This window comes from Bittarella massiliensis (ex Durand et al. 2017), assembly GCF_001486165.1.
Lineage (GTDB): Bacteria > Bacillota > Clostridia > Oscillospirales > Ruminococcaceae > Bittarella > Bittarella massiliensis.
Window position 1 is genome coordinate 488,810 of the sequence record NZ_LN908975.1, and the last position, 22,042, is coordinate 510,851.

Annotated in this window: 17 protein-coding genes and 2 tRNA genes; 9 read left to right on the forward strand and 10 right to left on the reverse strand. The window is 63.9% G+C overall.

Annotated features, from left to right (window positions below):
* Positions 1 to 10 precede the first annotated feature (10 nt).
* Both BN3266_RS02645 and BN3266_RS02650 read left to right on the forward strand, forming a co-directional pair.
* On the forward strand, positions 11 to 409 hold the full coding sequence (locus BN3266_RS02645) for a hypothetical protein (RefSeq protein WP_059003560.1): 399 nt from the start codon (positions 11 to 13) through the stop codon (positions 407 to 409).
* The gene (locus BN3266_RS02650) at positions 406 to 852 is read left to right on the forward strand and encodes a hypothetical protein (protein WP_059003562.1); all 447 of its coding nucleotides are present in this window, start codon (positions 406 to 408) and stop codon (positions 850 to 852) included. Before BN3266_RS02645 ends, BN3266_RS02650 begins: the two co-directional genes overlap by 4 nt.
* Positions 853 to 990: 138 nt before the next feature.
* On the opposite strand, the gene BN3266_RS02655 is transcribed toward BN3266_RS02650, so the two are convergent.
* The 3 genes from BN3266_RS02655 to BN3266_RS02665 all read right to left on the reverse strand — a co-directional run bounded on the left by BN3266_RS02655 (position 991) and on the right by BN3266_RS02665 (position 2,656).
* Positions 991 to 1,081 (reverse strand) — tRNA-Ser (locus BN3266_RS02655).
* A 38-nt stretch (positions 1,082 to 1,119) separates the two neighbouring features.
* A tRNA-Ser gene (locus BN3266_RS02660) sits at positions 1,120 to 1,206 on the reverse strand.
* 151 nt (positions 1,207 to 1,357) lie between these two features.
* The gene (locus BN3266_RS02665; RefSeq protein ID WP_059003564.1) at positions 1,358 to 2,656 is read right to left on the reverse strand and encodes an alkaline phosphatase family protein; all 1,299 of its coding nucleotides are present in this window, start codon (positions 2,654 to 2,656) and stop codon (positions 1,358 to 1,360) included.
* Positions 2,657 to 2,909: 253 nt separating this feature from the next.
* On the opposite strand from BN3266_RS02665, the gene BN3266_RS14405 reads away from it, so the two are divergent.
* Entirely contained in the window at positions 2,910 to 3,881 is a 972-nt protein-coding gene (locus BN3266_RS14405) for a GNAT family N-acetyltransferase (protein ID WP_059003566.1), read from the forward strand.
* 163 nt (positions 3,882 to 4,044) lie between these two features.
* Here the strand turns inward: BN3266_RS14405 and BN3266_RS02675 are convergent, their stop codons facing one another.
* The 4 genes from BN3266_RS02675 to spoIID form a co-directional block, all read right to left on the reverse strand.
* Positions 4,045 to 5,511, reverse strand: a complete 1,467-nt coding sequence (locus BN3266_RS02675; protein WP_059003568.1) for an amidohydrolase — start codon at positions 5,509 to 5,511, stop codon at positions 4,045 to 4,047.
* 1,207 nt (positions 5,512 to 6,718) lie between these two features.
* Positions 6,719 to 9,532, reverse strand: a complete 2,814-nt coding sequence (locus BN3266_RS02680) for a heavy metal translocating P-type ATPase (protein WP_059003570.1) — start codon at positions 9,530 to 9,532, stop codon at positions 6,719 to 6,721.
* A 32-nt stretch (positions 9,533 to 9,564) separates the two neighbouring features.
* On the reverse strand, positions 9,565 to 9,924 hold the full coding sequence (locus BN3266_RS02685) for an ArsR/SmtB family transcription factor (protein WP_021660427.1): 360 nt from the start codon (positions 9,922 to 9,924) through the stop codon (positions 9,565 to 9,567).
* Positions 9,925 to 10,165: 241 nt separating this feature from the next.
* Positions 10,166 to 11,194, reverse strand: a complete 1,029-nt coding sequence (gene spoIID / locus BN3266_RS02690; RefSeq protein WP_059003572.1) for a stage II sporulation protein D — start codon at positions 11,192 to 11,194, stop codon at positions 10,166 to 10,168.
* A 258-nt stretch (positions 11,195 to 11,452) separates the two neighbouring features.
* Here spoIID and BN3266_RS02695 point away from each other — a divergent pair, with 258 nt between their 5' ends.
* Positions 11,453 to 12,817, forward strand: coding sequence for a citrate synthase (locus BN3266_RS02695; RefSeq protein WP_059003574.1), 1,365 nt, complete (start codon positions 11,453 to 11,455; stop codon positions 12,815 to 12,817).
* A gap of 11 nt (positions 12,818 to 12,828) precedes the next feature.
* Positions 12,829 to 13,791 carry a hypothetical protein gene (locus tag BN3266_RS02700; protein ID WP_059003576.1) on the forward strand — a complete coding sequence of 321 codons (963 nt, stop codon included), beginning with the start codon at positions 12,829 to 12,831 and terminating at the stop codon, positions 13,789 to 13,791.
* A 260-nt stretch (positions 13,792 to 14,051) separates the two neighbouring features.
* Here the strand turns inward: BN3266_RS02700 and BN3266_RS02705 are convergent, their stop codons facing one another.
* Positions 14,052 to 15,209: a sensor histidine kinase gene (locus tag BN3266_RS02705; RefSeq protein ID WP_195891599.1), complete on the reverse strand. Its 1,158-nt coding sequence runs from the start codon at positions 15,207 to 15,209 to the stop codon at positions 14,052 to 14,054.
* 255 nt (positions 15,210 to 15,464) lie between these two features.
* Here BN3266_RS02705 and gap point away from each other — a divergent pair, with 255 nt between their 5' ends.
* Positions 15,465 to 16,481, forward strand: a complete 1,017-nt coding sequence (gene gap / locus BN3266_RS02710; protein ID WP_021660543.1) for a type I glyceraldehyde-3-phosphate dehydrogenase — start codon at positions 15,465 to 15,467, stop codon at positions 16,479 to 16,481.
* A gap of 823 nt (positions 16,482 to 17,304) precedes the next feature.
* On the opposite strand, the gene BN3266_RS02715 is transcribed toward gap, so the two are convergent.
* Both BN3266_RS02715 and BN3266_RS02720 read right to left on the reverse strand, forming a co-directional pair.
* Positions 17,305 to 18,651, reverse strand: coding sequence for an APC family permease (locus tag BN3266_RS02715; protein WP_242861704.1), 1,347 nt, complete (start codon positions 18,649 to 18,651; stop codon positions 17,305 to 17,307).
* Positions 18,652 to 18,897: 246 nt separating this feature from the next.
* Positions 18,898 to 19,575 carry a helix-turn-helix domain-containing protein gene (locus BN3266_RS02720; protein WP_353590584.1) on the reverse strand — a complete coding sequence of 226 codons (678 nt, stop codon included), beginning with the start codon at positions 19,573 to 19,575 and terminating at the stop codon, positions 18,898 to 18,900.
* 166 nt (positions 19,576 to 19,741) lie between these two features.
* On the opposite strand from BN3266_RS02720, the gene BN3266_RS02725 reads away from it, so the two are divergent.
* The 3 genes from BN3266_RS02725 to BN3266_RS02735 are packed head-to-tail and all read left to right on the forward strand — an operon-like array spanning position 19,742 to position 21,878.
* A complete protein-coding gene (locus BN3266_RS02725; protein WP_059003578.1) occupies positions 19,742 to 20,392 on the forward strand; it encodes a histidine phosphatase family protein in 651 nt (216 codons plus the stop codon).
* A gap of 53 nt (positions 20,393 to 20,445) precedes the next feature.
* Positions 20,446 to 20,988 carry a cob(I)yrinic acid a,c-diamide adenosyltransferase gene (locus tag BN3266_RS02730; protein ID WP_059003580.1) on the forward strand — a complete coding sequence of 181 codons (543 nt, stop codon included), beginning with the start codon at positions 20,446 to 20,448 and terminating at the stop codon, positions 20,986 to 20,988.
* Positions 20,989 to 21,017: 29 nt separating this feature from the next.
* Positions 21,018 to 21,878: a DUF975 family protein gene (locus BN3266_RS02735; protein ID WP_059003582.1), complete on the forward strand. Its 861-nt coding sequence runs from the start codon at positions 21,018 to 21,020 to the stop codon at positions 21,876 to 21,878.
* The last annotated feature ends 164 nt before the right edge of the window (positions 21,879 to 22,042 follow it).

A 22,042-nucleotide genomic window follows, 5' to 3' on the forward strand; every position in this document is an offset into this window, starting at 1 on the left:
GAGTGAAAGTGTGAGAATTTTAGATGTGAACGATGTTGAGGTGGAGGCCCCCAATTTAGAGAGGGGCTATCTCAAAGAAGAGCGCCTTTTTATCGCCCACCACGAAGCGGTTGAAGCGGTTGAAGAAGAGGGGCACTGGGAAACGGTTGTGGAATATCCCAATGGTGGAAGAGATGTAAATTGGGTGGCTGATGTTCCTGCCGTGGAAGCAGAAGAGGCGTGGGACGAGTATGAAGACATTTTGCGCTACGTGCTCTACAGTGAGGAAAAACTTGCAGAAATAAAAGCGCAAAAAAAGTTACAGGAGGAGGACGCGGCGCGTCTTGATCGAGCAAAAGAAATTGCCTTTGATGCTGTGACTTGGGCCGATTTGGAGACGGCATTATTAGAGGGGGTGAATAGCATTTGAATAAAAAGGATTTTGTTCTGGACACCATGCGACGGCAGGGCCGTGCTATGGCCTTTGACTTGCAAAAGAGGGCCCCCAGTATGGCGGGAACGGAACTCGTCGCAGAAGACAGCTATCTGCCCGAGTTTCAGACCGCCAAGGACGTTCAAAATATGCTTTCCCGGCCAGTTGGTTTTGTGTGCAAGTCTGCTGCGGGGCGGGTCGTGAGGTTGATTCAGCCATACGACAGCGACGTCTATATGGGTGAGCCAGAGGACTTGCCGGCCCAGTGGGGCTTTGTATGGTCAACTGATCCCCGTAAAGCCCTGCCGTTTATTGCAATGTCTACCAGCCCTTATATGGCAGGTGACTGCTGTACGGAAAAAGGGGCGGCCTATCGGTCAAAGATTGACAATAACACCCACTCCCCCAGCGAGTATCCCAGGGGATGGGAGTGCTGCTAGAAAAGAAGATGGACAAAGCAAAGAGCCCCCGCCTTTTAAAAGGCGGGGGCCCTTTTTGCGTGCAGATTCTCCTGGTATCATAAAGAAAAAATATTTTCCGCACAAAAAATCCAGCGGCACATCGTGTGCCGCTGGATTTGGCGGAGAAGGAGGGATTTGAACCCTCGCGACGGTTTCCCGCCCTACTCCCTTAGCAGGGGAGCCTCTTCGACCTCTTGAGTACTTCTCCAAAGTCAAAGGAATCATCTATAAAATAAAGTTGAGAGCTGGCGGAGAGGGTGGGATTCGAACCCACGGCTCTTGCGAGTCACTGGTTTTCAAGACCAGCTCCTTAAACCGCTCGGACACCTCTCCATGGCAAGTAACATCCATTATATTAGCATAATGCCCCCCTGCTGTCAACGGGAATTTCCAATTTTTCAGGGCGCAAAAGAGCCCGTCCCTCCGGCTTGCGGGAGGGACGGGCTTCCTGCAGGAAATAGGGTGGTTTGGCGGAGTGTTGGGGTCAGTCGGCCAGCAGTTGGTGGAGGACCTTGCCGTCGACCCCCTTCATCTCCAGCCCCAGAAGGGCGGCGAGAGTGGGGGCCTCGTCGACGATGTCGCAGCATTCCAGCTCGACCCCCGGTTTAACGCCGGGGCCCACCAGCATAAAGGTGGGCTGGGGGCCCTTTTCGGGCAGGTGGCCGTGGGTGGCAACGCTGTATTTGTAGTCGGAATTGTCCGCCGAGAAGACCAGCGGCCCGGTCAGGTTGTTGCTGTAGGCATAGCCGTCGGCCCCCTCCAAAACAAAGGCGAAGTCTCCGGTGAGGCGGTGCGCCTTCACGTCTTCAGCGGTGAAGATGGTCTCGATACCCAGCTCCCCCTCGTCCTGCCAGCGGCGCAACAGGGCGGCCACCCGGGCGCGCAGGTCGCTGTCGCCGGGATCTTTTAGGTAGACGTGGGCCGAGTGGGCGGCGGAGTTGACAAAGACGTCCCAGTCCTTTAGGCTGCCGTCCTCGTTCAGGCGGATGAGCCCCTCCTCCACCAGCTTGATGTTGGGGCAGACCAGGTGGTCCACCGGGGTCTGGCCGTGGTCGCTGGTGATGCAGAAGGTGGTGTTTTCCAACTCGCCGCTCTCCTCCAGGGCGCGGACGATCATCCCGAACTCCTTGTCCTGCTGGATCCAGGCGTCCCGCTTGAGGCCCTCGGCAAAGACCCCCAGATTGTGCCGGGCGTGGTCGACGGCCGACAGGTGCTGGAAGAAGACGTCGGGCTTTTTCTCCTTGATCATGTAAGCCAGGGCGTGGTTGCAAAACCAGTCGAAGTAGGGGTCGCTGAGGCCCTGGAGGATCTGCCCATAGGTGGGCCAGATCTCCTCGATAAAGGCGGGGGTGCTGCTCTCCATCAGCTGGCGGCGCATGTCCTCGGGCTGGAAGGACCAGTCCCAAATTTCGGCCACGTTCCAGTCGATGTCCAGACCGCCGGTGGTGGGCCAGAAGACGCTGCCCACCTTGTAGCCGCTGCGATGGGCCAGTTCAGGCAGGGTGTCGAGCGCCTGATAGGGGGTGCGGTAGTGGTACCAGATGGGCAGCGGGTCGCCGGGGGTGAACTGCTCGTTGTGGACGATGCCGTGCCGGTCGGGGTAGCAGCCGGTGATCATGGACGCGTGGCAGGTATAGGTCAGCGACGGGTAGACGGTTTTGACCCGCTTGACCCGGGAGGCCCGTTTGACAAAGGGGCCCAGGTTGGGCAGGGTCTCCATAAACGCGGTGTCCTCATAGATCATGGCGTCGATGGAGAGAACATAGAGCTTTCTCTTTTGCACGGAAAAAACACCCTCCTTTTTTCGGGCGAAGCGCCCGCACACTGCACAAAGCAGTTAATAAAAACGTTTTTACACTCGGGGCAAAAAACACCCCTTTTGCGGGGGCAATTCCATTGTAGACCGGCGGACGGTCCGGCGCAACTGGCAAATTGCCGATTCTGCCGCCCTTCTCTTGTGGAAGGCGACGGGAAAAATTGGGTTGCCGGGCGGGGTGGTGGATGGTAGACTGTACAAAAAGAGAGGAGGCGCTGCGGTGTTTACCATTGCCGAGTTGAGCGAGGAGAGGGCCAGGGAGGTCTGCGGTTGGGTCTACCCGCCGCCCTGGCAGATGTACAACCTGCCGGACTGGGAGGAGGTTTGCGCCAGCGGCTGGGGTTTGGCGGACCCCCAGCGCCGGCGGGAGAACTGGCGGGCCCTGCTGACGGAGGAGGGGGAGCTGGCGGGTTTTTTCCGGCTGAAGGGACGCCCAGAGGGCGTCACCATCGGCCTGGGGTTGGCGCCGCGATTTTGCGGCCGCGGCCTGGGGCAGGAGGTGGTGCGCCTGGTCTGCAGCCAGGCGGCGGCCCGCTTTCCCCGGCGGCCGGTGTTGCTGGAGGTGCGCGCCGACAACGCCCGTGCCATCCGCTGTTACGAGCGCGCGGGCTTTGAGGGGGTGGAGGTCTACCGCCAGAACACCCCCACCGGCCCGGCGGACTTCTGGCGGATGGAGCTGCGCGAACCCCTGCCCCAGCCGCTGCGGAGGGGGGAGCGCGCCATGGACCAGCGGGCACAGCAGGAGGAGCTGCTGCGCCTCGGCAGGGTCTGCCGGCTGGCCCTCTGCGACGGCGACCGCCCTTACCTGGTGCCCTTGAATTACGGGTACAGCTGGGATGAGGGCGGGCTGCGGCTCTACTTCCACTCGGCGAGGGAGGGGCGCAAGCTGGACCTGCTGCGCCGCTCCCCCCGCGCCTGTTTTGGGGTAGACGACGGGGGCGGGCTGACGGCTGGAGAGACCGCCTGCCAGCACGGTTGGGCCTACCGGAGTTTGATCGGCGAGGGGGCGGTCCGCTTTTTGCACGGGGAGGAAAAGCGCCGGGGGCTGGAAATCTTGATGGCCCACCAGACCGGACGCAGGGACTGGACCTTTGAGGAAAAGGCCTGCCAGGCGGTGGTCGTCTTCTGCCTGGAGGTGAGCCACCTGTCCGGCAAGTGCCGCCGGGCCGCGCCGGTGCAACCCGATGTCTGAGAGGCGCCTGTAAAAGGGGCGTTTTGCCGCTCGTTTTTCAGGTTTCCCGTTGGCAGCGGGGAGGTTGTCGCCGCCGGCGCGCGGCCTTTACAGGGAGAAAGACAAAAAAACAGGGGGCGAAGCAATGCGCTTCGCCCCCCGTTTTTTGATGTAGGCGGATGGCTTACAGCAAGCCGGCTTTTTTGGCCTCGCCAAAGACCCAGTCGGGGACCGGGGGTTCGACCTCAGCGGGGATGGGGCAGACGTACTGTCCGCCGGTCTCCTCTTTGAGTTCGGCTTTGGCCTTTTCCAGCACCGAGGGGTCATCCAGCACCCGCGCAGCGGCCAGTGCCAGCGCCTCGCTGGCCTTGAGCAGGGCCTTTTTGCCGATGGAGGAGCAGGTCTGCCCGGTGATCTGCCAGGTGTGGCCGGGGGTGCCGATGGCCATTCCGGCAGTGCCCATCTGGGCGGTGGGGACCACATAGCTCACGTCGCCCACGTCGGTGGAGCCGGGCATGGCGACCTTGGAGAGGACCAGGGGGGCGATGTCGGTGTCCAACCCCTGGGCCAGCAGTTTCTTGCCGTGCTCCTCCCCGCGGGATTTGAGGATGGCCGCATCGCTGGCCTGGCGCAGGTCCTCGCCCAGGGAGTCGCGGAACTGGCGGGCCAGGGCGTAGTCAGCCTCGTCAAAGTCGGGAGCGCCCACGTCCACCAGGGCGTCGTAGAGGATGCCGGTGAGGGTGGGGTTGGGGATGTAGTCGCTGACGCCGGTGCGGATGTACCAGTCCATGGTGGTGCCGCAGATGAGGGCGGCGCCCTTGGCGATGTCCTTCACCCGCTCCAGGATCTCGTGCACCTGGGAAATTTTGGGGGCGCGGATAAAGTAGCTGAGGGTGGCGTGGTCCTGCACCACGTTGGGGGAGGTGCCGCCCACGTCCAGGTAGGCGTAGTGCATCCTCGCCTCGGGGATGACGTGCTCGCGCAGGTAGTTGACCCCCACGTTCATGATCTCGCAGCTGTCCAGGGCGCTTCTCCCCGCGTGGGGGGCAGCGGCGGCGTGGGCGGTGCGGCCGTGGAAGTTGAAGACGATGTTGATGTTGGCCAGGCAGCTGACCCCCCAGGCGGCGTTGTTGTCAAAGGGGTGCCAGGTGAGGACCGCGTCGACCCCCTCAAAGCAGCCGGCGCGGGTCATGAAGGTCTTGCCGTAGCCGGTCTCCTCGGCTGGGCAGCCGTAGAGCTTGACGGTGCCGCTTTTCCCGGTCTTTTCCAGGTAATCTTTGACGGCTAGAACGGCGCCAAAGGCGCCGGCGCCCAGGGCGCTGTGGCCGCAGCCGTGGCCGTTTTCATTCTCGGGCACCGGGGTCTTGACGGGGGTGGCGGCGGCCTGTCCCAGCTGGGAGAGGGCGTCGAATTCGGCCAGAATGCCGATGACCGGCTTCCCGCTGCCGTAGGTGCCGATGAAGGCGGTGGGGATGCCGGCGACCCCGGACTCCACCTCAAAGCCCTGCTCCCGCAGCGCCTGGCAGAAGCTGGCGGCGGACTTGACCTCTTCGTACCCCAGTTCGGCGGCCGACCAGACGGCCTCCTGCAGTTCCCAGATGGCGGCCTCCTTCTCGCGGACGGCGGCCTGCACTTGCTGTTTTGCATCCATGGGTTCATTGCCTCCTTTTTTAAAAAAAGCGCGCACCCGGCGGGTGTGCCCGGCAGTTTCGGGGGAAGGGGGAGGGCCCCCTTTCCGCTCTACTGCCAGTGTAGCACAGGGGCGGACACTTTTGAAGCGAAGGAGGGGGGGGATGGGAAAAATCGGCGTGTTCCATAAAAAAGAGGGGCCCTTTTGCACCGCTTTCACCACCGGGAGGTGGCGGCTTTACGGCGCCCTGATGTTGGCCCAGGTCTGTCGTGGAGAGGGGACTGGCCCCCGCGGCATTGCCGGGCGGCCCATTTCAGTTGGCGCCTCCCGCAGGGAGAGGGCGTCGAGGGGAAGGGCGAGGGTGGATGGCTGTGCGCCGTTGGTTCGCCGCAGAGGGCGCGGCGGGAGGCGATTTCGGCGAATGGCTGTCCACGCACCTGCAGGGGGGGCGGACGAGGGAAAATCGTTTGCCGCGTTCCTCCTGGCAATCTCTATTCCGCACACCCGCGCAGGGGTGCCGGGGGTGGTCGAGAACGGCTCGAAGAAGGTGTTCTTTCGATCCATTTCCCCATGTGGGAGGCGGTGCTGAAGGCAGATCGCGCCATTCTCTGCGGCGATATTTCGATCTGTGCACCATGTGGGGGGATGGGTCCGGCGGCTTGACATCTTGACGGCATCCCCATTCCACTCCACGCGCCCGTGTGAGGTGTGACCCCAGCGCGCCTATACCACGCGGCTGAACAAGCTATTTCAATCCACGCATCCGCGTGGGGGCGGCGTGCTCGGGGCTGTCCGTCCCCGAAAGGGTGTTGTTGCAGCCCGCACAGGGGGTGGTCGGGAAGAGGGGGTTGGCCAATTCTGGAGAGGGCATTTCGATCGATGCACCTGTGTGGGTTGAAATGGGGTGTGGCTGGGTAGAGCGGCGACAGCCGAGACCCCTTTGGCCTCCCTCGGGCTTCGCCTGTACCCATGCCCTCTCCAAGTCCGCCATCGCCTGCGGGGAGGACACCGAACGCCGCCGCCATCGGGTCGATTGTGGATCCCTCGCTTGCGTGCGGAGGACGATGCGGATGGAGAGGCGGCGATTGTATCGTCCTTCCCTTTCATCCGTGCGCCCACAGAGGATGCGGCGGCCGTGGCAGCGGCGCTGCAGGCAAAGTGCAGCTCATGTCGCCGCAGGCAGCAAAAAAACAGGCGGGGCGACGTTTCGCCCCGCCTGTTTGAGCGGTTATTGCTTTTTGCTGCCCAGCAACAGCCGGGTGACGTTGAGGACCGAGAGGACGGTGACCCCCACGTCGGCAAAGACCGCCATCCAGATGGTGGAGAGGCCGAAGAGGGAGAGACCGATGACCAGGAACTTGACGATGAGGGCAAAGGCGATGTTGAACTTGATGAGGTTCATCACCCGGCGGCTGAGTTTGACCGCGCCGGGAAGGGAGCTGGGCTTGCCCGAGACCAGCACCACGTCGGCGGCCTCGATGGCCGCGTCGGTGCCAAAGCCCATGGCGACCCCCACGTCGGAGGCGGCCAGGACCGGAGCGTCGTTGATGCCGTCGCCCACAAAGGCCACCGTCTTCCCCTCCCCCTTGAGGGAGAGGAGGCCGTCCACCTTGTCCTGGGGCAGCAGGTCGGCCCGGTAGTCGTCCAGCCCCAGCTGGCCGGCCACCTTGGCGGCCGCCTTGGCGCTGTCGCCGGTGAGCATGGCGGTGCGCACCCCAAGGGCCTTCAGCTGGGACATGGTCTCCCGGCTGTCGGGACGGACTTGGTCGCCCACAGTCACATAGCCCTTGCATTGCCCGCCGATGGCCAGCAGGACGTTGGCCTCGATCCCCTCGGGGACGGCCACCCCGGCGTCCCGCAGCAGCCGGGCCGAGCCGCAGAGCAGCTCTCTGCCCTCCAGCTGGGCGCGCACCCCTTTGCCGGCGATCTCCTCCACCGAGAGGAGTTTTTCGCCGGGGAGCTGGGGGCACTGGGCGACGATGGAGCGGGAGATGGGGTGGTTGGAGTACTGCTCTGCCAGGGCGCTGTAGGCCAGCACCTCCTCCTCGCTCAAGTCGGCCAGGGCCTTCACCTCGGTCACCTGCAGCTTGCCGTCGGTGAGGGTGCCGGTCTTGTCAAAGACGGCGTCGGTGAGTTTGGCCAGGTTTTCAATGTGCTTGCCCCCCTTGATGAGCACCCCCCGCTTGGAGGCGGCGCCGATGCCCGCGTAGAAGCCCAGGGGGATGGAGATGACCAGGGCACAGGGGCAGGCGGAGACGACAAACACCAGGGCGGTGTAGATCCAGTGGTTCCAGCTGCCCAGCCCGGTCAGGGGGGGCAGGATCGCCACCAGCAGGGCGCACAGGAGGATGACCGGGGTGTAGATGGCGGCAAAGCGGGTGATGAACTTCTGGGATTTGGATTTCTGGGCGGCCGACTCCTCCACCAGCTTGATGATGCGGGCGGCGGTGGACTCCTCCAGCGGGGAGGTGACCTTGGCCCGTACCAGGCCGGAGAGGTTGATGGCCCCGGAGGGGAGGGCGTCTCCCTCGGCGGCGTTGACGGGCAGACTTTCACCGGTGATGGCCGATTTGTCCACCGCGGTGCTGCCCGAGAGGATGACGCAATCCAGCGGCACCCGGTCGGAGGGGCGGATGACGATCTCGTCGCCCACCTGCACCTGCTCGGCCGGGGTCTCGGTGATCTGGCCGCCCGGCCCGGCCACAGCGGCGGTTTCGGGCTGGATGTTGGTGATGGCGTTCAGGCTCTTGCGGGTGGCGCCCACGGCCCGATCTTCTAAGTAGAGGCTGATTTTAAAGAGGAGGGCCACCATGGCGGCCTCGCCGAACTCGCCCAGGAAGAAGGAGGCGATGACCGCCACCGTCACCAGCAGATTTTCGTCGACTCTCTTTTTAAAGATGCCGGTGACGCCCTTGTACCAGACGTCGTAACAGGCCAGGGCACAGGCCGCCACCAGCAGGCCGTCGGCGATCCAGAGGACGGCGGTGGCCGTCGCCAGGTGTTCGCTTGCCATCCCGGACACCGCCAGCAACACCGCCAGCAGCAGGGGCCAGAGGGGGCGCTTTTCTGTCCCTTCCTCGCTGGGGGCGGCCTTTTTGGAGGGGGCCGCCCCGGCCAGGGAGACCTGGACGCCGGGCTCGATGTCGTCGCACACCTGCTGGACGAAGGTGAGGTCCTCGAGGTTGAGGGTGCGCAGGGAGCGGATGAGGATGGTCCCGGTGGCAAAGCTCACCGACACCGCCTCAAAGCGACCCGACTTCTCCAGCCGCTCCTCGATTTTCATGGCGCAGTGGGAACAGCTGAGGCCGGTGAAGCGGAGGGTCTGGGTGCCGGGGCGGGCAGCCAGTTTGCGGGCGGCCTGCTCGCTGGCCTCGACGGCGGCCTCTTCGCCGTGGTCGTGCTCACAGCCGCAGGCGTCGTGCTCCCCGTGGCCGTGGTCGTGCCCGCAGCCGCAGGTGTCGTGTTCCCCGCGGTCGTGGTCGTGCCCGCAGCCACAGGCGTCGTGCTCCCCGTGGCCGTGGTCGTGCCCACAGCCGCAGGCGTCGTGTTCCCCGTGGCCGTGGTCGTGCCCACAGTCGCAGGTGCCGTGTTCCCCGTGGCCGTGGTCGTGCCCACAGTCGCAGGCGTTGTGCTCTCCGTGGCCGCGGTCGTGCCCGCAGCCGCAGGCGTCGTGCTCCCCGTGGCCGTGGTCGTGCCCACAGCCGCAGGCGCCGTGTTCCCCGTGGTTGTGGTCGTGTCCACAGCCGCAGGCATCGTGTTCCCCGTGGCTGTGGTCATGTCCGCTGCCGGGAACCGCGCCTGCGGTCGGGGCAGTCCCCGGCTTTTGCAGGGAGAGGGTGACCCCCGGCTCGATGTCGTCGCAGATTTTTTGCATGGCAGCCAGCTCCCCTTCGCTGACCGGGTGGTCGCTCTCCACCAGGATGACACCGGTGGCAAAACTCACCGCCACTTCGGGAAAGAGCTTCCTCTTCTCCAGCTTCTCCTCAATTTTCATGGCGCAGTGGGAGCAGCTGAGATGTTCAAAGTAGACCCGCTGTTTCATAAAAAGTTCCCCTTTTCCATTGCGTTGTTGATTTACCCCATGTGGGAGATGTGGTTGACCGCCTGGACGATGATGGTCTTGACGTGGTCGTCGTCCAGGGAGTAGTAGACCGACTTGCCGTCCTTGCGGAACTTGACAATGCCGCTCTGGCGCATCAGCCGCAGCTGGTGGGAGACGTTTGACTGGCTGCACTCCACCGCGCCGGCGATGTCGCAGACGCACATCTCGCTGTCCACCAGGGTGAGGATGATCCGCATCCGGGTGGGGTCGGAGAGGACCTTGAAGATGTCGCAGAGCGGGTCGAGCTTGTCGTCGTCCAGGATGTGCGCCCGGGCGGTTTGGATGAGACAGGTGTGCTTGTGCTGCTCTTGGCAGCGCTCGTCAGGTTTCATGGGGGCCTCCTCTATTTTCAAAGTGGACGGGTGTTTGAAACAAGTGAACATGTGAATAACTGTTCATCTGTTCATAGGATATGCTCTTCCTGCCCATTTGTCAAGGGGGTGAGAAGTGTTTTTTCGCCTTTTTTGACCGGTGCTGCGGCCGTTCGCGGCAGGGGAGAGGCGGGGGAACGGCAAAACAGCCCGCCCCTCCCGACGGGGGGAGGGGCGGGCTGTCACGGGGGACAAAGGCGGTTTAGGAGAGGAAGTTTGCCAGGGGTTCCAGCGCGGTGCCGGGGTAGTAGTGGGCCAGGATGTCCTGGGCGGAGGAGCCCTGCCGGGCCATGTAGTCGGCGCCGTACTGGCTCATCCCCACCCCGTGGCCGTAGCCCTTGACGTCAAAGGTGAAGGTGCCGTCTTTATAGGAGACGGAGAAGGCCGCGCACCGCAGGTTGAGGGCGGAGCGGATGTCTCCGCCGCTGAGCGCCTTGCCGCCGACGGTGAGGGTCTTGACGGTGCCCGAGGGGGTGGTGGCCAGGTCAGCAAACCAGGTGGCGGGGTCGTCGCCCAGAGCGATGTCCGACCACTTCTGCGAGAGGTTTTCCTTGACCACGTCCTTGGTGAAGGTCTCCTTGGTCTCGTAGTCGGGGGCCAACAGGTCGCCGGGGCTGTCGACGCTTACCAGGTAGGGGACGGCCTGGCCCCAGATGTCCTCGGCCGCCTCGGTCTTGCCGGGGGAGATGGAGTGGTAGGCCGAGATGATGGGGGCCCCTTCATAGGTGAGGATCTGATTGCCCGACTGGTCCACCGCCTCCTGGATGAGGGAGCGGTAGTAGTCGTAATTCTGGCCCCAGCGGGTCTGCAGGTCGGCGTCGCTGATATACCCCTGGTGGAGGCGGGAATCCACCGAGATGTCGGCCCCCTTGAGGGACTCGTTGGGGCTTTCGGCCGCCTGCTGTTTGAGCCGCAGGGCGTAGGTCGCGCAGGCGGTGGCCTGGGCCTTCAGCGCCTCCGGGGCGAAGGTGGGGGGCATTTCGGCGGCCAGAGCGCCCCGCAGATAGTCGGAAAAGGCCAGTTCCATCACCTTGTCCTGGGCGCTGTCGTAGACCTTGATGGTGGCCTGACCGCCGGCCGGGGCGGGGGAACTGCTCTCCGTCCCGCCGGACTGCGGGCTGGCCGGGGAACTGCCGCCGCCCCCTTCCGGCGTGCCGGCCAGAAAGACCGCCAGGGGGGAGGCAAAGGTCACCGCGGCAAAGACCGCCGCCACCGACACTTTCAAACGCATGTGAACACATCCTTCTCCGCTGTGCCGTTCCCCCCTGTAACAGACGGGGATCGACATTTTTTATTTTGCAGGATTTTAAAAATAATATTTCAAATTTTGAAAAAATAAGCCAAAAGTGTTCGCTTGAATTGAATAAAATGAAATACAAAAGAGAGAAAAGTGCAAAACGGTGTTGACAAGCCCTGGACAGAACAGTACAATAAGAACAATTCGCAAAACCGGCCGCGCCGGTTTTAGCCTGATAAAGGGGTGGTACCTGTGGGATACAACGTGTCCGGTTCTAAGCAAAAGGCCATTAACATCCTATGTGATGAGTTTCGGAAATATAACTTCATCGACCCGGAAGACTGCGAGAAGCTGGGGGTCAAGCGGGGACTGCGCAACGCCGACAACACCGGCGTCCTGGCGGGGCTGACCCTGATCTGCGACGTGGTGGGCTACGAGATGGTCGACGGGGTCAAGACCGCCACCCCCGGCAAGCTGCTCTACCGGGGCATCGACCTGGACGAGTTCGTGGCCGGGGTCATCGAGTCGGGCCGCTACGGGTTTGAGGAGTTGAGCTGGCTGCTGCTCTTCGGCAAGCTGCCCACCCAGCAGCAGCTGGACTTCTTCAACGACGTGCTGGCGGACTTTCGCGCCCTGCCTCCCGGCTTTGCCGAGGACATGATCATGAAGGCCCCCTCCCCCGACGTGATGAACAAGCTGGCCCGCTCGATTTTGGCCATGTACAGCTATGACGACGAGGCGGAGGACCTCTCCATGGGCAACGTGATGCGCCAGTGCATCGAGATCATCGCCGGCACCCCCACCATCATCACCAACGCCTACCAGGTCAAGCGGCGCAACTACGACCACAAGAGCATGTACTTCCACCTGCCCAAGCGGGAGCACTCCACCGCCCAGACCATCCTGCGCACCGTCCGCCCCGACAAGCGCTTTACCGAGGAGGAGGCCCACCTGCTGGACCTCTGCCTCATCCTCCACGCCGAGCACGGCGGCGGCAACAACTCGGCCTTTGCCTGCCGGGTGCTCTCCTCCTCCCTCACCGACACCTATTCGGCCCTGGCCAGCGCCGTGGGCTCCCTCAAGGGCCCTCGCCACGGCGGCGCCAACCTGAAGGTGACCCAGATGCTGGAGGGGATGAAGGAGGCCATCTCCCACCCCGCCAGCGAGCAGGACGTCAAGGACTACCTGCGCCGCCTGCTGCGGCGGGAGGCGGGGGACCGCTCGGGGCTGATCTACGGCATCGGCCACGCGGTCTACACCGTCAGCGACCCCCGCGCCCAGATCCTCAAGCGCTACGCTGAGCACCTGGCGGTGGAAAAGGGCTTTGGCGAGGACCTGCACCTGCTGCAGATGGTGGAGAAGCTGGCCCCCCAGGTGTTTGCCGAGGAAAAAGGTGTTGACAAGAATTTGTGCGCCAATGTAGACTTGTATTCGGGACTGGTGTACCGCACCCTCGGCATCCCCGAGGAGCTGTTCACCCCGCTGTTCGCCGTTGCCCGGATGCCCGGTTGGTGCGCCCACCGCATGGAAGAGCTGATGTTTGGCGGCCGGATCATCCGCCCGGCTTACAAGAACCTGACGGCAAAACAGTCGTACGTCCCCATTAACCAACGTTAGGTGGGGTTTTTATGAAGATCGCTTTTCTGGCCGCCTGGGCCGTCTTTACGGCTGCCTCGGCGGCCTTGCGCGTTTTCCAGCTGGACCGGTATGTGGCGGGGGGGCTCTTTACCAGCCAGTCCCTGCTCCAGTACGGGGCCATTGCCGGGGCGCTGCTGCTCTGCATCCTGCTGGCCCTCTTCTGCGCCAGGGGGGAGCCGCGGGGCCGCCGGGACGGCTCCGCCCGGCCCGGCTGGGGCGGGGTGCTCTGCGCCCTTGGCATCCTGGTCGCCGGGGTGGGGGCCGCCCAACTGGTCTTCCTCTTTTTGGGGGGGCGGGTCCCTCTGGCCCGGCTGGGCCTTTATGCCTTTGCCGTCCTCTTTGGGGTGGGGCTCTTCGGCTGCGGACGCTACCTCGCCGGGGCGGCCAGCCGGCTGCCGGTGCTCTGCGCCCTCTATCCCGGCTACACCCTGGTGCTGCTGATTGCGGGGCGGGCGGTCTCGGCCCTGGTCTCCCAGGGGGTTTTGGAGCTGCTCTCCTGCTGCACTGCCTGCTTCTTCTTTGTCCACGCTGCCGGGGCCATGGGCGCCCAGTGGGGCGGCGACCGGGTGCGCAAGGGGACCTTTTGGGGGCTGTTGCACCTGTTCTGCTTCGCCCTCGCCACCTTCCCGCCGGCGGTCCTCTCGCTGGGGGGCGGGTCGGCCTTTGCCCTGGGCGACCTGCTGGGCCTTGCCTTTGACCTGCTCTACTTCGCGGCCGGGCTGGTGCTCTGTCTCTACCTGGCGGGAGAGCTGGACCCCGCTCGCGTGGCGGGGGAGCACCTGGCCCCTGCCGCCGGCATCCCGCTGGCGGACCGGGCGCAGCTCTTCTACACCGCCGACAGGGAAGAGGAGCCGGAAGGCCCCCCCGCAGAGGAGAAGAGGGCTGCACCCCCCTCTGGGGAGGGAAGGGGGAAGGCCGCCGCAGACGGGGAGCGGTCTCTTATACCCCTCTAGATGGGGCTAAGAGACAGCACCGGCCCCGAGGAGCGGAACGTCCCCCCCCCGCCGGGCGGCGGGCAGGGGGGACGGCGCCTATGTGTACCGGCCCCGCAGCAAGAGAGAGGGCGGCCCCCGCCGGGGGCGGTAGCGCCCAAATCGAGAGAAAAAAGCCGTCGCCCGGCTGGAAGCGGGCGGCGGCCTTTTTGATTTTGGGGAAAGGGAAAGCGGCCCTGCGCGATCCGCCGCGCAGGGCCGCTTTCCTTGGCTTGAAAAAACTACGCGTAAGGCAGCTGACAGACATCAGCCAGCTCCACGTAAAGGGCCGAATACCGGTTTTGGAGCAGCTCAAAGGGGCTCTCGCTCCGAAGGACCGGATCCTCGGCGCTCTTCCGCACGGGGAGGGTGCACTTGACGGTGGTCCCCTCGCCAGGGGTGCTCTGCAAGAGGACCCGCCCGCCGTGGAGGGCGACTGCATACCTGCAGAGGGTCAGCCCCAGCCCGGTGGAGGGGAAGCCCCCATCCGGCCCGTGGGAGAAATAGGGTTCAAACACCTTGGCCTGCAGGGCCGGTTCGATGCCCCGCCCCCGGTCCCGCACGGTGATCACCACTTCACCGCCCACCAGCCGCGCGTCCAGGTGGACGGCGTTTTGGTCCCGGGTGTAGAGGAAGGCGTTGGAGAGGAGGTTGGTCAGCGCCTGTTCCAATTTGCCCTGGTCGGCCTGCATCTGCACCCCGTCCAGCTCGATTTGGCTGGTGAAGGGGATGCCACTGCGCCCCATCACCAGCCGCACCCCCTCGCAGAGGTTTTCCAAAAACCGGCCCATGTCCAGGGGCTGGGGCAAAAAGGGGTTGTTGCCCGACTGGTACTTGGCGATCTCCTCCACGTTGCGGCTGATGCGCAGCAGGCGGTAGGCGCTCTGGTTGACCCGCTCCACCAGCTGCTGGCCGGTGTAGTCGCCGCTCTCCTCCAGCCGGCGAGCCAGGGGGGGCAGGGCGGAGAAGATGGCGGTCAGCTTGGTGCGATAGGACTGGGAGAAGGCGGCCGCCACCCGCTGCGCCCCCTCCAGTTCCAGGGGGGAGGCGGCGGCAGCCGGCGCGGGGAAGAGGGCGAAGACCGCCTCCAGGGCGCCGTCGTCCAGACAGGGCAGCAGCCGCACCGAGGAGGTCTCCTCCCCGGAAAAGAGGGAGGGCAGCCGCAACAGCACCTCCTGCCCCCGGCGCAGCTGCGACTCGACCTGCGGCCAGTCGCACTCCTGCGAGAGCTCCCGCAGGTTGCGCAGGGAAAAGAGAGGGCACTGGCGCTCTAAATATGGGTTTTGCCAAAGGGTGTCAAGCGCGGGCCCGCAGAGGGACACCGGCGCCTGCATATCTCGAAAACACCGCTTGACCATCTCCACGATGGGAGGGTGAAGGGTTGGGTCCAAACCATTCATCGACAATATTCTCCATAATTCGACAAAATAGGATAGTGTCAGTATACTATCACTGAAATCGGTTTGTAAAGACATTTCTCCAAATATTGGGGTTTCTGTTGGGCGAAAGGGCCCCTTTTTGCAAACGCCTGCACGCCCCGGCGGGGAAAACGTGAAAATACTGGAAAGGAACAGTTAATTTTGTGACAAACCCTTGCGGTTTCCCCTGTTTTGATATAAAATGAAAGCAACTTAAAATATAGGAGGCTGTTTCCAATGGCTATCAAAATCGGTATCAACGGCTTTGGCCGCATCGGCAGACTGGTGTTCCGCGCTGGTCTGGACAACCCCGACTACGAGTTCGTGGGCATCAACGATCCCTTCATGACCCCTGACTACTGCGCTTACATGCTGCGCTACGACACCGTGCACGGCCAGTACAAGGGCGAAATCAGCTACACCGATGACGCCATTGTCGTCAACGGCAAAGAGATCAAGTTCTACGCTGAGATGGACCCCGCCAACATTCCCTGGGGCGAGTGCGGCGCCGACTACGTGGTTGAGTCCACCGGCGTCTTCTGCACCACCGAGAAGGCTTCTGCCCACATCAAAGCCGGCGCCAAGAAGGTCGTCATCTCCGCTCCTGCCAAGGACAAAGAGACCCCGACTTTCGTGTGCGGCGTCAACCTGGAGACCTACACCAAAGACATGATGGTCGTCTCCAACGCTTCCTGCACCACCAACTGCCTGGCTCCCATCGCCAAAGTCATCAACGACAACTACGGCATCGTCGAGGGCCTGATGACCACCGTTCACTCCACCACCGGCACCCAGAAGACCGTTGACGGCCCCTCCAAGAAGGATTGGAGAGGCGGTCGCGCCGCTGCCGGCAACATCATCCCCTCTTCCACCGGCGCCGCCAAGGCCACCGCTCTGGTCATCCCCTCTCTGAAGGGCAAGCTGACCGGTATGTCCATGCGCGTTCCCACCCTGGATGTCTCCGTGGTCGACCTGACCGTCAAACTGGCCAAAGCCACCACCTATGAGGACATCTGCGCCAAGATGAAAGAGGCTTCCGAGACCTCTCTGAAGGGCGTGCTGGGCTACACCGAGGACGCCGTTGTCTCTTCCGACTTCTACGGCGATCCCAGAACCTCCATCTTCGACGCCAAGGCCGGCATCATGCTCAACGACACCTTCGTGAAGCTGGTTTCCTGGTACGACAACGAGTGGGGCTACTCCAACAAAGTTCTGCAGCTGATCTCCCACATGGCCGAGGTCGACGCGAAGTAACTTTGCCGCAAGCATTCAAAAGGGCCGCTGCCGAAAGGCAGCGGCCCTTTTATTGTGCGAAAAATGGGCGGCAATATGCGGGAAAGGGGCAAAGCGGCCTGCGGGGGGCCGCGCGGTCTGCGGGGAGGAGGGATGTGCCCTTCCAACGCTCCGGCCGGGCGAGAAAAGTGCTGCCCCCTCTGGACGGGGGGGCAGCGTTTTTCAAGGTGGAGCGGCCTGTTCCGACGGCACGGTTTTCTGCGCCCTCCGCGAGCGGGAAAATCGCAGAGGATGGCCTTTTTGCGGGCGGTTTGAAGCTGGCCATGCTCTCCCCTTTGAGATGGTGCCCTTCACCGCCGAAGAGAGGTGGAAAAAACGCTGTCGCTGTGGCCGGTGTGCGTCAGGGTGAGAGCCTCCTGCCGCTCTGGCCCAACAGGTGGCGGGCGGGACGGCTATTCTTCGCAGTTTGCTTTGAAGGAGACCTGTCCTTCCCGTCTGGCCTTTTTACCGCACGGCGGCGGTTGGAGCGACCCCGCACAGGGGGGCCTGCTTCCAACCGGACAGCCGGGCCCTGCTGGAAGCCAGAACTTGAGGGTTCAGATCGCCGGACAAGCAGCCGGAACGGCGGCTGCGATCCCTCGCTCCGTGCGGCTGCCGGGAACGGCCGCGTCCTCCTGTTCCGGCCCAAATGGCCTTTTCTCTTTAGGGGCCAGCCCCTGGCGTCTCCCGACAGTGACATCCCAAAGGCCGACCCCTATTTCGCGGTGGACACCTCTCCTGTCACGGCCCGACGCCTCCCTCCAGCCCGGCAGCGAAGGGCTGGGGCGCCGTTCCCACAGCGACTTTAGGGCCGGATGCCGCCCTCTTGGGGAACCGGGCCTCCATACCGCCAGACGGCGGCGGCCAGGACGGCGGTCACCACAGCGGCCCCTGGCCAGAAGAGGGGGTTGTGGGTGCCGCCCGCCAGGATCAAGAGCCCACCCAGGGTGGCCAGCAGGGGGATGAGCACCCCGCTGACCCAACCGCCTGCCTTCCCCCGGAAAAACAGCCGGATGAGGAGGAAGTAGACCGCCATGTAAAACAGGTAGCTAAAGGCCACCGTGCACTCGGACAGGTCGGCGTTGGGGAGCCAGCCGCCGCGCTGGCTCCAGTAGTGCAGCCCCAGCCAGAGCGCCGAGGTGGCAAAGGAGAGGATGGCCGAGGGGACAGGGATGTCCAGCCGGGCGTTGACCCGTTCGAGGGTGGCGGCCCCGGGCACCATCCCCCGCAGGGCCAGGGCGTGGGGCATGCGGATGCTCCCCATCACCAGGCCGTTGACCGTCCCCATCACCGAGATGAGGACAAAGACCAGCACCGCCTTGGCCCCCCAGGGCCCCAGCAGGTTGCCTGCCATCACGTCGATGTGGGCGTCCCCCAGGGCCATCACCCGCTCCGGGCCCAGGTAGCAGGAGACCCCCACAAAGTAGAGCAGGTAGATCGCCAGCACCAAAAGGGGGGCGGCGATGAGGGCGATGCGGAGGTTCCGCTTGGCGTCGCGCACCTCGTGGGCGATGGAGGTGGCCACGATCCACCCGTCAAAGGAGAAGGCGATGGGGGCCAGGGCCGCCGTCCACCCCAGGGCGGCAAAGGCGCTGCCGGTCTGTGGGGGGACGATGGAGGTGGGGTCGCCGAAGAGCATCCCCACGGCGGCGAAGAGGAGGAGGGGGATCAGCTTGACCACCGAGGAGAGGCGCTGAAAGGCACCCCCGAATTTGGGGGAGAGGGTGTTGTAGAGGTAGCAGAGAAGCAGGAAGCCACCCCCCACCAACACCTGTGTGCCCAGGGACCAACTCTGCCCAAAGAGGAGGGCCAGATAGACCCCCACCACCGAGGAGACCACCGAGATGAGAGAGGGGTAGTAGAAAAAGGTCTGGAACCAGCCGGCCGCACAGGCCAGCCGGCGGTTGCCGAACTCCTGGGCGTAGGCCACCAGCCCGCCGGGGGAGTCGGTGAGGGAGGCCAGCTGGGCAAAGGCCAGCCCGCCGAAGACGATGGCGATGGCCGCCACCGCAAAGGCCAGGGCCCCCAGGGCGATGTTGCCCCCGGTGAGGGTGAGGATGTCGTCGGCCTTGAAGAAGATCCCCGAGCCGATGACGATCCCCACGATCATGGTAAAGGCGGTGAACAGGCCGTATTTTGGTTTGAGTTCCACGCGGTTGCCTCCTTTTCCCCTTTCGCGCGCGGCGGAAAGAGGGCTTTGTGTTGAGTATGGTCGATTGCACTGCCCTTTAGCCGCCCGCCGCTGCCCGGCGGACAGAAAAAAGGCGGGCCGCCCGGAAAGGGCAGTCCGCAGTCGAGTTGGAAAAGGGAGAAAAAGTTTGAAAAGCGTTTTCAATTGCGGGTAAAAATGGTAGTATACTAATGGACAGGGGGCGACGGCCCGACCCCGGGGTGCCGCCTACTTTTTGCCCCTGCCACCGCCGTTTTTGCCCAGCTCCGCCTCCACATTGCTGATGAGGTTTTGCAGGGAGGAGTAGTAGAGCGGGTAGTTCTCGGTCATGGACTGGGTGGTCAGGGCAAAGGCGTCCCGGTTTTCGATGGGGGTGAGTCCCTCCAGGTCCTGCCCTGCCGACAGGCAGTCGATGTTGGCCTCGTTCTGGCTCATGGCGCTGCCGCAGAGGTGGGACACCCGCACCTTGGAGATGCTGAACATGGTGTCCTGGTTTTTGGGGTTGATGCCGCAGAGTTTGCGAAAGGACTTGTAGACGGCGGTCATCAGGTAGCTCGACACCTCCCGCGTCAGCGAATCGTTGCGCCCCTTGGAGAGCATATCGAAGACGATGTGCAGGGAGTTGGTGATGAGCTTTTTATTGAGCACCGGCATGATGCTGCCGGCAAAGGCGTTCTGGCGGCCGCCGTCCCCATCGGGCAGGTCGTCCACCGAGAGGGTGAGCCCGGCGCGGTCGGGCGAACGGCCCAACAGGTAGTCGCAGGAGACGCCGTAGTAATCGGCCACCTTCACCACGAACTCCAGCCCGCACTCCCGTATGCCCTTTTCGTAGTGGGAGAGGAGGGCCTGGGAGATCCCCAGGCTGGCAGCCACCTGCTTTTGGCTGACCCCCTTCTCCTTCCTCAAAAGAGTCAGGATCCTATGAAAATCGGCATTCATCGTCAAAACTCCCCGCATTTTTACATAGTGTAAATTATAAAGCAAGCAAAACCTTTTGTAAAGGCAAATTTGAGTGATTTGGGCGGAGGGATTTTTCTTTCTCCGCATTGCAATAATAAGGAATGGTGTTTTTATGAAAACTTACAAGGTCCACCTCATCCGCCACGGCCTCACCCAGGGCAATTTGGACGGCCGGTATGTGGGGGCGCGCACCGACCTGCCCCTCTGCCCCGAGGGGGTGGCCCGCCTGCGCCGATTGCAGGAGGATTACGACTACCCGGCAGCGGACAAGCTCTATGTGGCGCCCCACCTGCGCTGCCGGCAGACCGCCCACCTGCTCTACCCCGGGGTGGCCGAGCAGGAGGTCATGGAGGAGCTGGGGGAACTGGACTTCGGCCGCTTTGAGGGCAAGACCCTGGAAGAGCTCAAGGGCGACCCCGACTTTGAGAAGTTTGCTGCCGGGTCGCCGGACGCCTTGATCCCCGACGGGGAGGAGATCGAGGAGTTTGCCGCCCGCTGCACCCTGGGCATCCGCACCGTCATCGAGGACATGATGAAGGGCGGCGTGGAGTCGGCGGCAGTGGTGGTGCCCGGCGGGGTGATCATGGGGCTGTTGGCCGCCTTTGGCTACCCCCGCAAGCGCCAGTTGGAGTGGCACTGCGACGACGGCTGCGGCTACACCCTGCTGGTGACCCCCCAGTTGTGGCAGGCCGCCCAGGCCTTTGAGGTCATCGGCATCATGCCCCATGGGGCGCAGACGCCGACCCCCCTCAGCGGGCGGTAAAAAGAGAGATTCGGCGGGGCCTGTGGCCCCATGGAGAGAAAGGCGGTCGCGTGATGGCGGAAGAGAGAAGAGAGCAGTTGGGCCTGGTGCATATCTACACGGGGAACGGCAAGGGGAAGACCACCGCCTCGGTGGGGCTGTGTGTCCGGGCGCTGGGCGCGGGGGAGCGAGTCTACTTCACCCAGTTTTTAAAGGGCGGCGACTCGGCCGAGCTGGAGAGCCTGCGCCGCCTGGGGGCCCAGGTGTGTTCGCCCCGCACCAGCGGCAAGTTCTACTTTGCCATGGACGAGGGGGAGAAGGCGGCCTGCCGGGCCCAGCAGCAGGAGCTGCTGGCCGCGGCGGCCGCGGCGGCCGCCGGCGGGACCTACCGGCTGGTGGTCTGCGACGAGATCATGGCCGCCCTCTCCCTGGGCCTGGTGGAGGAGGGGCAGGTGCTCGCCCTCCTCGCGGGCCGGGATCCGGGGACCGAGGTGGTGCTCACCGGGCGGGACGCCCCGCCCGCCCTGGTAGAACAGAGCGATTACTGCACCGAGATGTGCTGCCGCAAGCACCCCTTTGAGAGGGGCGTCCCCGCCCGCAAGGGGATCGAGTTTTGACGCTGATGGGAAGGGAGGGAGCAAGCGAGTTGAGACAGAGCATCAAGCGGGACTCGAAAAAGATCCTCCGCCACCAAATCGGCAAGGCCATGGCCGTCCTCTTCATGGTGGTGTCGGTGCTGATGTTTTTCACCCTGGTGGAGCGCATCTGCGCGCAGACCCTCAACATCTGGGGCCTCTCCGACCTCTTTGCCCTGGAGGAGGTCCCCTTTGACGCCCCGGTGGTGATCCTCAGCGCTTCGGTCATCCTCGCCATCTGGCTGCTGCGGGGGCTGGTCTTGGCCCCCCTCTACCTGGGGCAACACCGCTGGTACTGGAATGTGGCCCTGGACCCCGACGCCCCGGTGTGGGATGTCTTTCACTACTTCGGCAGTCTGCGGCGGATGGGGCGGAGCATCTGGTACGCCCTCAACCTGATTGCCCGCAGCGCCTTTTACAGCGTCTGCATGCTGGCCCCCTCGGCGGGGCTGCTGTGGGCCGGGTACTACTTTTACATCTCCACCGACAGCACCCTCTTCACCGCCCTGGGGGCGGTGGTCATCATCCTCTCCCTGCTGTTGATGGCCCTGACGGTGCCGCTGCTGGTCTACTTTCTGACCCGGTACTTTCTGGCCAAGTACATCGTCATCTCCCGCTCCGACATCCCGGTGCGAAAGGCCTTTCACATCTCGGTCAAGGAGATGGCCAGCCGCCGGGGGGAGCTGTTCTTCCTCTACCTCTCCTTTCTGCCCTGGGCCCTCCTCTCCCTGCTGGTGATCCCCATCCTCTACTTCTTCCCCCACCTCTCCACCAGCACCGCCCTCTACGCCCACTGCTGGCTGCGGGAGCTGGACTTCACCGCCTACGGCTGCCCGGCGCAGCGGGCGGCGCAGGGGGAGGGCGGTGCCTAAAACAGCGCCGTCTGCCCCAACAGAGCAAAAGAAAGAGCCGCACCGGCGACGATCCGGTGCGGCTCTTTTTTTGTCGGGCCGCCCCGTGGGCAGCCGGCTTTTTAGGGCGCAAAAAAGGCGGCGCCGAGGCGCCGCCTTCTTGCCGCGTGAGGAAAACGCGAAGT